Genomic DNA, 12,300 nt, shown 5'->3' with positions numbered 1-12,300 from the left:
GTCGGTGAGGTGTGAGCAACCTTTGACCCGACGATTTCCGAATGGGGAAACCCATCCTCACCATTAAATTTCAGCCGTGAGCGATCACGATTGGAGTTTAATGGGAAGGATATCACCGAAGTGAATACATAGCTTTGGTGAAGCGAACCCGGGGAACTGAAACATCTCAGTACCTGGAGGAAAAGACATCAACCGAGATTCCGTAAGTAGTGGCGAGCGAACGCGGACCAGGCCAGTGCTCATCATTCAACTAGCAGAACAGTCTGGAAAGGCTGGCCATAGCGGGTGACAGCCCCGTATGCGAAAGTGATGTGATGAGACTCGAGTAGGGCGGGACACGTGTAATCCTGTCTGAACATGGGGGGACCACCCTCCAAGCCTAAATACTCGTGCATGACCGATAGCGAACAAGTACCGTGAGGGAAAGGTGAAAAGCACCCCGATGAGGGGAGTGAAACAGTACCTGAAACCGAATGCCTACAAGCAGTAGGAGGGTCTTTAAGGCCTGACTGCGTACCTCTTGCATAATGGGTCTGTGACTTAATGTATCGAGCAAGCTTAAGCCGTTAGGTGTAGGCGCAGCGAAAGCGAGTCTGAATAGGGCGATTTAGTTCGATGCATTAGACCCGAAACCCGGCGATCTAGGCATGACCAGGATGAAGGTGGGGTAACACCCACTGGAGGTCCGAACCGATTAACGTTGAAAAGTTACCGGATGAGTTGTGTTTAGGGGTGAAAGGCCAATCAAGCCGGGAAATAGCTGGTTCTCCGCGAAAACTATTGAGGTAGTGCCTCGGATGAACACCGTTGGGGGTAGAGCACTGGATGGATGCGGGGGTCGCGAGATCTACCAACTCTAACCAAACTCCGAATACCAACGAGTGATATCCGGGAGACAGACGGCGGGTGCTAAGGTCCGTCGTCAAGAGGGAAACAGCCCTGACCTACAGCTAAGGTCCCCAAGTCGTGTCTAAGTGGGAAAGCATGTGGGAATCCCAAAACAACCAGGAGGTTGGCTTAGAAGCAGCCATCCTTTAAAGAAAGCGTAACAGCTCACTGGTCTAAACAAGGGTTCCTGCGGCGAAGATGTAACGGGGCTCAAGACACGCACCGAAGCTTAGGGTGTGCACTTTGTGCACGCGGTAGCGGAGCGTTCCGTAAGCCTGTGAAGCGGTCTGGTAATGGGCCGTGGAGGTATCGGAAGTGCGAATGCAGACATGAGTAGCGATAAACAGGGTGAGATGCCCTGTCGCCGAAAGACCAAGGGTTCCTGCGCAAGGCTAATCCGCGCAGGGTGAGCCGGCCCCTAAGACGAGCCCGAAGGGGGTAGTCGATGGGAACCACGTTAATATTCGTGGGCCTGGTGGTGTGTGACGGATCTCTTATGTTGTACGTCCTTAACGGATTGGACGTGCTTCGACGAGGTTCCAGGAAATAGCCCCACCGTATAGACCGTACCCGAAACCGACACAGGTGGTCTGGTAGAGTATACCAAGGCGCTTGAGAGAAGTGTACTGAAGGAACTCGGCAAATTGCCTCCGTACCTTCGGAAGAAGGAGGCCCCACATATGCGCAAGCACTTGTGGGGGGCACAGGCCAGGGGGTAGCGACTGTTTAGCAAAAACACAGGGCTCTGCTAAGTCGGCTTCAAGACGACGTATAGGGTCTGACGCCTGCCCGGTGCCTGAAGGTTAAGTGGAGGGGTGCAAGCTCCGAAATGAAGCCCAGGTAAACGGCGGCCGTAACTATAACGGTCCTAAGGTAGCGAAATTCCTTGTCGGGTAAGTTCCGACCTGCACGAATGGCGTAACGACTTCCCCACTGTCTCCAGTACATGCTCAGCGAAATTGAATTCTCCGTGAAGATGCGGAGTACCCGCGGTTAGACGGAAAGACCCCGTGCACCTTTACTGCAGCTTCAGAGTGGCATTAGGAAAGAACTGTGTAGCATAGGTGGGAGGCTTTGAAGCTTGGGCGCCAGCCTGAGTGGAGCCATAGGTGAAATACCACCCTGTTGTTTTCTGATGTCTAACCTCGGACCGTGAAACCGGTTCAGGGACCCTCTGTGGCGGGTAGTTTGACTGGGGCGGTCGCCTCCTAAAGAGTAACGGAGGCGCGCGAAGGTTGGCTCAGGCCGGTTGGAAACCGGCTGTTAGAGTGCAATGGCATAAGCCAGCCTGACTGCGAGACTGACAAGTCGAGCAGAGACGAAAGTCGGTCATAGTGATCCGGTGGTCCCTCGTGGAAGGGCCATCGCTCAACGGATAAAAGGTACGCCGGGGATAACAGGCTGATAACCCCCAAGAGCTCATATCGACGGGGTTGTTTGGCACCTCGATGTCGGCTCATCACATCCTGGGGCTGGAGCAGGTCCCAAGGGTTTGGCTGTTCGCCAATTAAAGTGGTACGTGAGCTGGGTTCAGAACGTCGCGAGACAGTTTGGTCCCTATCTGCCGTGGGCGTCGATATTTGAGAGGAGTTGACCCTAGTACGAGAGGACCGGGTTGAACATGCCTCTGGTGGACCTGTCATCGTGCCAACGGTGCAGCAGGGTAGCTATGCATGGACGGGATAACCGCTGAAAGCATCTAAGCGGGAAGCCTCCCTCAAGATAAGATATCATAGAGCCGTCGAAGACCACGACGTTGATAGATCGGATGTGGAAGTGGAGTAATCCATGGAGCTAACCGATACTAATTGCTCTATTCGCGCTTGATGAGTCCCACCATCAACGACAACCCTGACCATCAGGACGTCGTCGATTAAGGACAATCTCTCAGCACAAGGTAAGCACGTCGATTTCTAAAACGATCCCGCTAGCGCTGGCTCCATAGCTTGGTGGCCATAGCGTCTGTGACCCACCCGATCCCATCCCGAACTCGGCCGTGAAACCAGACTGCGCCGATGGTACTGTTGCCTAAGCAACGGAAGAGTAGGGCGTCGCCAGGCTTTGAAGCCAGCGCCAGCAAGATCAAAACCCATTCACATGTCCAAAGGCCCCGGAGCCAAAGGCTCCGCAAGGCCGAACGGCCGCCCGAGCTTATGCGAGGAAAGCCAAGGCAGCGGAACGCCGCCGCCGGCGCTTGAGGCCCATCANGGCCGAACGGCCGCCCGAGCTTATGCGAGGAAAGCCAAGGCAGCGGAACGCCGCCGCCGGCGCTTGAGGCCCATCAGTGTCGCGGGGTGGAGCAGCCCGGTAGCTCGTCAGGCTCATAACCTGAAGGTCACAGGTTCAAATCCTGTCCCCGCAACCAGATCCATAAAATCACCATCGCCGCCTCTAAAGGGCGGCGTTGTCGTTTGCGGCCCATGGTCCATCAGGTCAGGATAAGCCTGCTTCCGCCCGCCGCGCTGCAAGCCNAGTGTCGCGGGGTGGAGCAGCCCGGTAGCTCGTCAGGCTCATAACCTGAAGGTCACAGGTTCAAATCCTGTCCCCGCAACCAATCCTTCCATATCCCACCACACACCAAAGCGTCGCAGGTACACCCGCGGCGCTATTTTTTTGCTCCGCAAACCCCCGTCTCATGGCGGGCTGACGGCTGGGCTGGCTGGTCGTGCCGGAAAGCCATGGCGCCGCCGTCCTTGTCGCAGCATGCCGGGCTTGTCGCCTTCGATTGCGAGGAGGAACTGGAGGGCCATATCGCGGCCTGCCGCCGCAACCGGGCGCTGCCCTCCCCAAGCGGCTCCAACGAGCGCGAAAAGCTCCTCTCGTTCAGCCCACCAGCAAATCCCAGACAGGCTCCCCTCCAACACATAACTCGCTTATTCTTCCCCGGCGGCACAGATCTTCCGGGGCGTCCGTCCCGGTCGGTGCCCGCGACAAGGATCGGCCCCATGACCACCCATCATCCCATCCCGCCGCAGGACAGGTTGATCTCGATAGACGAAATCCTGCGCGCACGGCCCAATCCGCCCTGCGCGACCACGCGCGAGCGCGGATGGAGCGGCGTGACCGTGGACCTCCATCGGCCCCGCCTGAACTGCGCCGAAAGCTTTCCCGGACTCGACCATCACATGATCTCCTATTGCCCCGCCGGCAATGCCAGGCTCGTCCAGGGAAGGGCCGGCACCGTCCATGAAAGCATGATCTCGGCGGGCGTCTCGCTCATCCTCCCGGCGGGCTATGATTCGTCCTGGGATGGTGACTCGGCCGCTTCCGCACGGCTGCGAGTGCCCGCCTCGCTCGTCGACATGGCGGCCGAGCAGGTCGGCCGGCGCAGCATGGCCCAGGTGGAAATCCGCAACGTCTTCGAAGTCCGCGATACATCCATCGAGCGGCTGGCGCTGATCCTGCTGGCGGAGATGGACCTGAAGCCGCACCCCGCCCAGGCGCTCATCGTTGATGGCGTATCCACCGCCCTGGCCGCGCATTTGCTGCGCCTCTACAATGTCTTCGAACTGGCTGAGCCGCGCGACGAACGCTCACTGGGCCGCGTCGAGCTTTCGCGGCTGATCGCCTATATCGAGGACAATATCGACCGCACGATCGGGCTGGCCGAGCTGGCGGAGATCGTGAACGTCAGCCGGTTCCATTTCGCCCGGCTGTTCAAGCGCAGCACGGGCCAGACGGCGATCAGCTTCGTCGAGCAATGCCGGTTGCGGCGCGCCCGGGCGCTGATCGCGGAGACCGATCTCCCGCTTTCCGAGATCGCGCTGATGACGGGCTTTGCCGACCAGAGCCATTTCACCCGCCGCTTCCATCGCCATGTCGGCTCGACGCCCGCGGCCTATGCGCGCGAGCGGGGCCGCCGCCGGACCGGACGCCGTTCGGACGGCACCCCCTAGAGCCGGTGCGGGGCGCCGGCGACGGCGCCCCGAAGCGGACATCCGCGCCAATCGGCGGCCAGGATGCGCAACCGGATGCAAGATTCCCGGCGGTCTGCCCCTTAACCTGTTCCAGCAGCGCGCGCGGAGGCGACGATAGCGGCGAGGCGTGGCCGCTTTCCGATCGGCCCGAGCGCCGGCGGAGGGCCAATTCCTATCCCGGGCGATTGGCGATATCATGCGTCCGGCGGAAGATGGGCGCCCGCCTGTCCGGCAGGCGAAGCGCACAACGGCGGAGATGGGCATGGTCAGGCTGATTTTCTTGTCCCTCTTCCTCCTGCTGGTCGCGGCGGGGGCGCTCGCCCTCCGCTCCTGCGATGCCCGGTCGGACAATCCGGTGCCCGAGGAGGCGCCTCTCAACGCCGCTGTCGCCGACGTCATCGTCGGCCTGCCCAATGGCGCGACCCTGGTCGCGCAGAAGGGAACCGTGGGGCGGCAGCTGATCGAATGGCTGGCGATGAACGACGGCAAGGCCATGCCGTTCGAGCTGGGCGGGAAGGAATTCCTCCCCGGCTCGACCAACCCGACGGTCGAGGATAGCGGCCGCCTCCCGCGGCTGGTGATGATGCTGAAGGCCTATCCCGACGTCGACGTCCAGATCCTGGGCCATGCCCGGGCATCCGGGGACGAGCGCGCCGATATCGCGCTGTCGGAGGCGCGGGCGCGATTTGTCGTCGATCGGCTCCGCAAGGAAGGGATCGGTGAGGACAGGTTGTCGGCAAAGGGAGTCGGCTCCTCCCAGCCATTGCCGCCCGACAGCCCCCTGCGCGCTGGCGGCGCCACCGACGACAGGGTCAGCCTCGTCCTCGTCCGCCGGGCCGCCGCCGATCGATGAGACGGCCCGGCCCCGCTTAGAACGTCAGCAGGACGGTGAGCGAGCGCACGCCCTGCGCGCCGTGGATCAATATGCCTTCGATATCGGCGGTCGCGGACGGGCCGGTATGGAAGCTGGCATAGGCATGGTCGCGGAGATCGGGGTGGAGATAGGCGTCCTGCAGGGTGGGCAGGATGCGGACGGGATCGAGCAGGACGATCAGATGCTGGGCGAGATAGGCGACGGCATTGTTGCGGAGCGCCCGATCGGTCAGCAGGACCGATCCGGTTTCCGCCACGCCGAAGCTCGCCCGCACGATCGCGACGTCGACATCGGCGAGGTCGCGCGGACGGGCCACGGCCGCAAGATCGCGATTGCCGTCATATTCCGGCACCGCCGAGGCGATGATCCGTGCATCGGGAAAGCGCGCCTGCAGCAGGGCGGAGTGCTCCCCGACGCCCTCGATCTCAATCTGGACGATATGGAAGGCGTAGGCTCGAACTCGTTTCAGGGCTGTTTCGATCTCCCTCGGTCCCAAACCTGCCGCCGACGCTAATTCTGCCCTCGACATGGCGAGGCAGGGGCCGCGTTTGCCGTTCCATCTTTTCGTAATACCGCGCCATTTTAGCGCCAGATTATACAGCAGGGCAGCAGCGCCCCAATGGTTGCCGACAAGGAAGCGGCATCGCGCCAGATGTCCCGGTGCCCCCAGTTGGGTCTTGGCGCGCTGCGCTGCCTTCTTGGCATTCTCGACGGCATTTATCTGGCTCGCGGGGGCCTTAGCAGTCTTGGCCTTGGTCTGGCCCTTGGTAAGGGCCTTTTTCATCTTGGCCTTGGCTTCCGCACTGGCGGCGAATGACACGATGTTGGACACGGTTCTGGCTCCTTCCGGTATTGCGTGGAGGGATCGCCGGGGGTAGTGTCGCTGTTGGAAGTCAGCGTCGGGTTTCCGGCGTCCCAGAAGGCCCTCGCCCTGCAAGGCGGGGGCTTTCTCTTTTAGGTTGGGCAACTGTTTGCGCCCGTGCAACGAATTGCGTGAGGGGCGGGACAAATCTTAGCCCAGCTAGGTAGGACTATACGGCTGGCGGCGGGGGCAGCTTCACGCCCACAGTCTTCACCTTCGCCATGCCCTCGACAAGCTGGAACAGGGAATAGCCGTTCCCATAGTCGTCGGCCACGTCCTCACCGCTATGCCCCATAATCTGGCGGGCCACGCCTTCGGGCAGGCCGCAATGCCGGGCCATGTCCTTGAAGGTATGGCGGAAGCTATGGAAAACTTTACGCTTGTCGGTGATGCCGATGGTGCCGCGCATGTAACCGCTCCACCATTCACCCCACTTGTTGCCCAGCCGTCCGTAGGCTCCCGGCTTCAGCTGGTGGAACAGGCGGGCGTGGCCAGCCGCCTGCTGGGCTTTCACGAAGGCGATGAAGCCAAGTTCCTCCAGCACAGGATGCACAGGCACGAGCCGTTCGCTGCCTGCGGTCTTAACGCTGGTGCCATCCTCGCCGTCTACCTCGACAATCTTGATGAACCAGCTTTTCCGGGTCTGGCCATTGCCATCGGTATAGGTCTGCTGGGTAATGTCATGAGGGCGAAGCTGGGCCATTTCCTCCAGACGTGCGCCGCTGAAGAGTGCCAGCAAGGGCAGCCAGTAAGACGCTTCTCCACGCCCGCGAACGGGACGCTCGCCGTTTGCATGAACTGGACCGGCGAAGATTGCGTTCAGGTCGTTCACGTCGAAGGGCTGGCGCTTGTCCTTGCTCTTCTTCGGCACCTTGATGGTGATGCCCTTGGCAGGGTTGGCGGGAAGGTGGCCGTTCTCCGCTGCCCAGCCCAGCACGGTGTTGAGGCGGCTTAGTCGGGTCTTGATGTTGGCCGGGCTTTGCCCGTCCGCGATCATTGCAGCCTTGTAGGTCAGAACATCCGCCCGCGTGATTTCCCCCACGGACTTCGAGCCGGTATGGGAAAGGAACTTCCGCGTTTCGCTCCGGCAACTGTCCACAGCCTTTTGCGAGGGTTTCCGTTCGGCCGCCCAGCCGTCCACGATGTCGGTATCCAGTGCGGCGGCGTTGGTGGGGGCTGGCGGCTGCGCTGCGGGATCAAATGCGGCATCGAAGTATGCGGTGCCATTTTCGTTGGTAAGCCGCCCAATGTGGCGACGGGTGACTTCCACCAATCCCCGCCGCACGATTTCTGCAAATTGCGCGACAAGCGCGGCGTCGGACAACTCGGCTCCATGGGCATGGGCAATGCGGTCAGTCACGCTTGCCACAAACTCATCCTGCCGGGGGTCAGCGGGATCAGTGAGGATGCCAAGCTGGTATTGAGCATCCTGCACCATGTCGGCCAACTGCCGTTTATCGGCTGGAGGAGACAAGGCCAGCCGCTCAGACGCCTTGCGGTCCATCTCCTCCACGGTTTCGCGCACATAGGCGGTGAGGGTGTCGAGCGACACGCTCATTCGCCCTATGCCGGGCTTGATGCCCTTTTCCGCTTCCCGAAACATTGCTTCGGTACGAGCGTCTTCCAATGTGCGGCGGCGGCGCGCTTCTTTGGGGCTGTCAGTGCCCAGAGCACGGCGGATGAATTTTCTGCCGATTATATCGACAAGGTGGAGCGGTACGCGGCGATGATAGTGATAGGTGGTCCCGCGCTTCAGCAGCCGTTGCATATCAGCCATCTGTTCCATGCCTCTTTGTATCACAAAGTTGTGACCAGTAAGCACGTCTAAATGTCTGAAAACCGCCACTTATGCCCATTTTCGGGACATTTTGGCGTTTATGGTGACCCCTACGGGACTCGAACCCGTGTTTTCGCCGTGAGAGGGCGACGTCCTAGACCGCTAGACGAAGGGGCCACGCGCGTTGGAGCCGCGTCCTTATGGAGCGTCGCCGCGCGAGTCAAGTCGCGGGCTCCGGCGCGCAGCGGTCAGGCGGCGAAGCCGCCGTCGATGGTCTGCATCGATCCCGTGATCATCGCCGCGTGCGGCCCGGCGATATAGGCGGTAAGCTCCGCCACCTCCTCGGGCCGGATATGGCGCTTCACCGCCATGAAGCCGTGCATCTGTTCGGCCATCGGCCCGTCGGCGGGGTTCATGTCGCTGTCCGTGGGGCCGGGCTGGATGCTGTTGACGGTGATGCCGCGTGCGCCGAAATCGCGTGCCAGCCCGCGCACCATGCCCTGCATCGCCGATTTGGTCATCGCATAGGCCGCGCCGCCCGCGAAGGGGATGCGATCGCCGTTGGTGGAGCCGATGACGATGATCCGGCCGCCGTCCGGCATCCGCCGCGCGGCCTCGACCGCGGCATGATAGGGTGCGCGGACGTTGATATCGATCATCCGGTCGATCGCGTCGGCATCCAGTGTCAGCGGATCGCCGATCGCCAGCGTGCCGGCATTGATCACCAGCATGTCGATCGGCCCCTGCGCCGCGATCGCCGCCGTCAGCGCATCCCGATCGGCGCTGTCCGCCTGCACCGCCCGCGCCCCGGTTTCGGCGGCGAGCCGCTCGGCCGCCTCCGCCGATCCGGCATAAGTGAAGATCACGCGGGCTTCGGCCTGCGCGAAGCGGCGGACGATGGCCGCGCCGATGCCGCGGCTGCCGCCGAGGATAAGCGCGGTCTTCCCGGAAAAATCAGCCATGACGGCCTCTTTGAGAATATATAGTGATCGCTATATATAATGGCGGACGCCCGGCGCAAGGATAATTTAATGATCGCTACAAAAGAGCCTCGCGAACGCGGTCGGCCGCGATCCTTCGTCAAGGAGGATGCGGTGGCGACGGCGATGCGTCTGTTCCACCAGCGCGGCTATGACGCGGTGGGCGTGGCGGAGCTGTGCGCGGCGCTCGGCATCAAGCCGCCCAGCTTCTATGCCGCGTTCGGCAGCAAGCTCGGCCTCTTCGAACAGGCGCTGCGGCATTATGCCGCGGGGCCGGCCAATATCTTCGCCCGCGCGCTGGAAGGCGGCGGCGGGGTGGATGCGGTGATCGGCCGCACCTTCCGGGAGGCCGCCCGGCTCTATCCCGCCTGCGACGGTGTGGCCGGCTGCCTGGTGATCGACGGCGCCCGCAACAGCGCCGATGCGGAGGCCCGCGCGCTCGGCGCGCTCTGGAAGGCGGACAGCCGCCGGGCCATCCGCGATTGCATCGCCGCCGAATATCCGGCGAAGGCGGATCGGCTGGCCGATCTGGTGACGACGGCGCTCGCCGGCATGTCGGCGGTGGCGCGCGACGGGGCCGATGCGGACATGCTGGGCGATTTCGCCGGGGTGATGGAGCGCGCTTTCCGGGCCGAGGCCGGGCGCGCCGACGATTGAGAGGGTGCCGGGGAAAATCCTTCCTCGCCCCTCAATCGTCGCCCGCCGCCCTTTTGTTGGCCGCCGCCATCGATCGCGCATCCAGCCCGCCCAGGCTGTTGGCGGCGATCATGTCGTTCTGGGCATGGGCGAAATGGTGCATGTGGAAATGCGCGTCGGTCGCGGCCCGCTTGCCACGCAGATCCTCGACATGGTTCAGCGCCTGCTTGGTCAGCCAGTTGCCGAGGCGGGACCGGGTGGCGAGTTCGTCGGCGATCGCCTTCACATCGGCATCCAGGGCCGCGCGGGTGGAAAGCCGGTTGACCATGCCGAACTGATAGGCGCGCTCCGCCGGCATGCGATCGCCCAGTAGGATGAATTCCTTGGCGATGCGTGGCGGCAGCTCGAACCCGTGGGCGAAATATTCCACGCCGGGAATGCCCATCCGGCCCACCGGATCCTGGAAGAAGGCGTCGTCGGTGGCGACGATGATGTCGCACACCCAGGCCAGCATCAGCCCGCCGGCGATGCAGGCGCCCTGCACGGCGGCGATGGTCGGCTTGGCGATGTCCCGCCAGCGGCGGCACATGCCGATATAGACCTCATGCTCGCGGGTGTAGAGGAACTCGGCCGCCGGCTTGTTGACATGATCGGGCACCAGATGGACGCGATCCCAGGAAGCGGCGATGTCGCGCCCCGGCGTGCCGATGTCGTGGCCGGCGGAAAAATGCTTGCCCTCGCCCTTCAGCACGATCGCGCGGATCGCATCGTCGTCGGTCGCGCGGCGGAAGGCGGCGTCCAGCGCATAGGTCATCTGGCTGTTCTGCGCGTTGTGGAAGCGCGGCCGGTTCATGATGACATAGGCGACCGCGCCGTCGGTCTCGTAGCGCACGGGCTCGTCCGTCTCATAAGCGATGTCGGCGGCCTTGGGTTCGACCAGATCGTCCACGTGCATCTTCCTTCGCTTCTGGGCGGGTGGCCGTCCCGCCATCGGTCCGTCGCCCGCCGGATATAGTTACGCCTTGTTCACTGCGTTCCCGATCGACATCATCGCCACGTAAACCGCGCATAATCGGCATTCAAGATCGGCAAGTGCGCATTTTCGGAGAGGATAGGGCAACATGGACAGGGCCGCGCGCATCAGCCTGGCGAAGCGCATCATCGCCATGGTCGAGAATAACGAGCTGGAATATTCGGACGAACCCGCCTGGGAGCTGGATATCGGCCGATTCGTGGACAAGGAACGGTTCCTGAAGGAGAAGGAGGTCTTCTTCCTCAACCGCACCCAGCTTCTCGCCTACAGCGCCGACATCCCGGAACCGGGCGACTATTACGCCACCGAGATCGCCGGCAAGCCGATCCTGCTGGCGCGCGGGCGCGACGGCCAGGCGCGCGCCTTCCTCAACGCCTGCCGCCATCGCGGCGTGCAGCTGGCCGAAGGCTGCGGCAAGGCGCAGGCCTTCACCTGCCCCTATCACGCCTGGACCTTCGCGCTGAACGGCGACCTCGTCGGCGTGCCGAGCCGGCAGGCGTTCGACGGGCTGCTGGAGGATCGCGGGCTGATCCAGCTTCCGCTGGTGGAGACGATGGGCTTCCTGCTCGTCCATCCCCAGCCCGATGGCACAATCGACGCCGACGAGTTTTTCGGCCCGATCAAGGATCACCTCGCCGGCTATCATTTCGAAAATCTGCGGCTTGTGAAGGAATTCAGCACCAGGGCGCGGATCAACTGGAAGCATGCCGTGGACGGCGGGGTCGAGGGCTATCACGTCCCCTTCCTCCACCCGCAGACGGTGGGGCCGATGACGCTGCAGCAGTTCGTCCATCTCGATTTCGGGCTGCACCATACGCTGGTGTCGGTGAGCCCCGAGATCATGACGCTGAAGGACCTGCCCGAGGAGGAATGGCCGGAATATTGCCATTTCTCCGTCTCGAACGCGATCTTCCCCAACACCGTGGTGATCGCGGGCGAGGCGATGGCGATCTTCCAGCGCAGCGATCCGGGCGACGAGCCGGGCGAGTGCAATTACATGTTCCGCCTCTATGGCTGGGGCAAGGATGCGTCGGAGGAGCAGCGCGCCCGCGATGCCTATGTCGCGGACATGCTGATCAAGGTCGCGATGGACGAGGATATGAAGATCCAGTCCAATTCGCAGGTGATGATGGAATCGGGTGCGGTGCCCTCGATCATCCTCGGTCGGCGCGAGCAGAATGTGCTGCGCATGCACAAGAATTATGATCGCTTGATCGGCCATGACGCCGCGAGCGCGCTGGCGGCCGATCTGCCCCAGGCGGCCGAATAGAAGGCGCCGGCGTCGTGGGAGGCCGCGCGGTCTCCCATCGCCAGGCCGGCCGCGATCTGCGAT

8 protein-coding genes, 3 tRNA genes and 2 rRNA genes (1 of these 13 cut by a window edge) are annotated in these 12,300 nt (G+C 62.5%); 8 read left to right on the top strand and 5 right to left on the bottom strand.

The features are described 5' to 3' along the window. The 6 genes from CV103_RS14335 to CV103_RS14310 all read left to right on the top strand — a co-directional run. Positions 1–2,716: ribosomal RNA gene (locus CV103_RS14335) — 23S ribosomal RNA — on the top strand; it begins 76 nt to the left of the window's first position. Between the two features lie 117 nt (positions 2,717–2,833). Then, positions 2,834–2,948 (top strand): 5S ribosomal RNA (gene rrf / locus CV103_RS14330). 228 nt (positions 2,949–3,176) lie between these two features. Further along, positions 3,177–3,253: transfer RNA gene (locus CV103_RS14325), tRNA-Met, on the top strand. Positions 3,254–3,365: 112 nt separating this feature from the next. After that, positions 3,366–3,442, top strand: a tRNA-Met gene (locus CV103_RS14320). Between the two features lie 391 nt (positions 3,443–3,833). Then, a complete protein-coding gene (locus CV103_RS14315; protein ID WP_107395321.1) occupies positions 3,834–4,784 on the top strand; it encodes a helix-turn-helix domain-containing protein in 951 nt (316 codons plus the stop codon). 283 nt (positions 4,785–5,067) lie between these two features. Then, positions 5,068–5,658 carry an OmpA family protein gene (locus CV103_RS14310; RefSeq protein WP_015458716.1) on the top strand — a complete coding sequence of 197 codons (591 nt, stop codon included), beginning with the start codon at positions 5,068–5,070 and terminating at the stop codon, positions 5,656–5,658. Between the two features lie 16 nt (positions 5,659–5,674). Here the strand turns inward: CV103_RS14310 and CV103_RS22890 are convergent, their stop codons facing one another. From CV103_RS22890 to bdcA, 4 genes are all read right to left on the bottom strand, one after another. Next, a complete protein-coding gene (locus CV103_RS22890; RefSeq protein WP_245896848.1) occupies positions 5,675–6,616 on the bottom strand; it encodes a LutC/YkgG family protein in 942 nt (313 codons plus the stop codon). Between the two features lie 94 nt (positions 6,617–6,710). Further along, positions 6,711–8,327 (bottom strand): DUF6538 domain-containing protein, encoded by a 1,617-nt coding sequence (locus tag CV103_RS14300; RefSeq protein ID WP_146163434.1) that lies wholly within the window; start codon positions 8,325–8,327, stop codon positions 6,711–6,713. 92 nt (positions 8,328–8,419) lie between these two features. Further along, positions 8,420–8,495: transfer RNA gene (locus CV103_RS14290), tRNA-Glu, on the bottom strand. A 71-nt stretch (positions 8,496–8,566) separates the two neighbouring features. Next, the gene (bdcA, locus tag CV103_RS14285) at positions 8,567–9,280 is read right to left on the bottom strand and encodes an SDR family oxidoreductase (RefSeq protein WP_107395317.1); all 714 of its coding nucleotides are present in this window, start codon (positions 9,278–9,280) and stop codon (positions 8,567–8,569) included. Positions 9,281–9,349: 69 nt separating this feature from the next. On the opposite strand from bdcA, the gene CV103_RS14280 reads away from it, so the two are divergent. After that, on the top strand, positions 9,350–9,955 hold the full coding sequence (locus CV103_RS14280; protein WP_107395336.1) for a TetR/AcrR family transcriptional regulator: 606 nt from the start codon (positions 9,350–9,352) through the stop codon (positions 9,953–9,955). A 31-nt stretch (positions 9,956–9,986) separates the two neighbouring features. Here CV103_RS14280 and CV103_RS14275 read toward each other — a convergent pair whose 3' ends face one another. Next, positions 9,987–10,889, bottom strand: a complete 903-nt coding sequence (locus tag CV103_RS14275) for an enoyl-CoA hydratase (RefSeq protein ID WP_107395316.1) — start codon at positions 10,887–10,889, stop codon at positions 9,987–9,989. Positions 10,890–11,055: 166 nt separating this feature from the next. Between CV103_RS14275 and CV103_RS14270 the strand changes: the two genes are divergently transcribed. Further along, on the top strand, positions 11,056–12,237 hold the full coding sequence (locus tag CV103_RS14270) for an aromatic ring-hydroxylating oxygenase subunit alpha (protein ID WP_015458710.1): 1,182 nt from the start codon (positions 11,056–11,058) through the stop codon (positions 12,235–12,237). Positions 12,238–12,300: the final 63 nt, after the last annotated feature.

Source organism: Edaphosphingomonas fennica (assembly GCF_003034225.1).
Taxonomy (GTDB): domain Bacteria; phylum Pseudomonadota; class Alphaproteobacteria; order Sphingomonadales; family Sphingomonadaceae; genus Sphingomonas_E; species Sphingomonas_E fennica.
Note: the sequence above shows the minus strand (reverse complement) of the source record. Positions and strands in the feature narration are given on the sequence as shown.